Genomic DNA, 847 nt, shown 5'->3' with positions numbered 1-847 from the left:
ATTAGGGCGTGTCTTCAATTGGATAAGCTATAAATAATAGCTACAATAACGCATCTATTGAAAAGATGCGAGACATACCAATTATGGCGAGAAAAGCATTAACAGATACGCTTTGGGAGCAATTGCAAGCGACTATGATAGAGCACGGTTGCTATCAGACTCAAAATAGTCGAGAGGTCATGGAAGCCATACTTTGGAAACTACGCACAGGAGCTCCTTGGCGTGATATTCCTAAAGAGTTATGTTCATGGCAAACCGCTTATAGTCGCTTTAATCGTTGGTCTAAAACGGGTTTATGGGAGAGTTTTTTTTTAGCTTACGCAAAGAAATTGATACGGAATGGATATTCACAGACGGAAGCTATGTACGGTGTCACCAGCATGCAAGTGGAGCTAGGTATGGTGAAGATAGAGCAATTGGACGAAGCTGTGGCGGCGCAACTACAAAGATACATTTATCCTGTGATGCCGATGGATATCCGCTCAATTTTGAAATCACTGGGGGTGAAGTTCACGACAGTCAAGTTGCAGGGGCATTAATTGAGATGATAGGTCAAGCTGATTTTTTTATTGCCGATAAAGCATATGATTCACAAGCTATTAGAGATAAAGCCTGCATGCATGGCATGACTCCTATCATTCCTAAAAGAAGTAATGCTAAACAACCTAACCCAGAGTTTGATAGCTATTTGTACAAATTACGCCATCTTGTCGAGAATATGTTTGCAAGGCTTAAGCACTTCCGTAGCATCGCTACTAGATATGAAAAGTTAGCTCGTAATTTTAAGTCAATGCTCTATCTGGCATGCACTATCGTTCATTGTAAAATGAATTGAAGACACGCCCTA

The 847-nt window shown here is 40.7% G+C and carries 1 protein-coding gene; it reads left to right on the top strand.

The genetic code is table 11. The annotated features are described in order from the left end of the window. Window positions 1-83: 83 nt before the first annotated feature. Window positions 84-835, top strand: a protein-coding gene (locus tag ACT3S4_RS14360; protein WP_444761307.1) for an IS5 family transposase whose coding sequence is annotated in 2 segments (ribosomal slippage) — window positions 84-297 and window positions 297-835 — 753 coding nt in all. Because the reading frame shifts where the segments join, the coding sequence is not laid out codon by codon here. The last annotated feature ends 12 nt before the right edge of the window (window positions 836-847 follow it).

This window comes from Psychrobacter sp. AOP30-A2-5 (assembly GCF_052378115.1).
GTDB lineage: Bacteria > Pseudomonadota > Gammaproteobacteria > Pseudomonadales > Moraxellaceae > Psychrobacter.
Note: the sequence above shows the minus strand (reverse complement) of the source record. Positions and strands in the feature narration are given on the sequence as shown.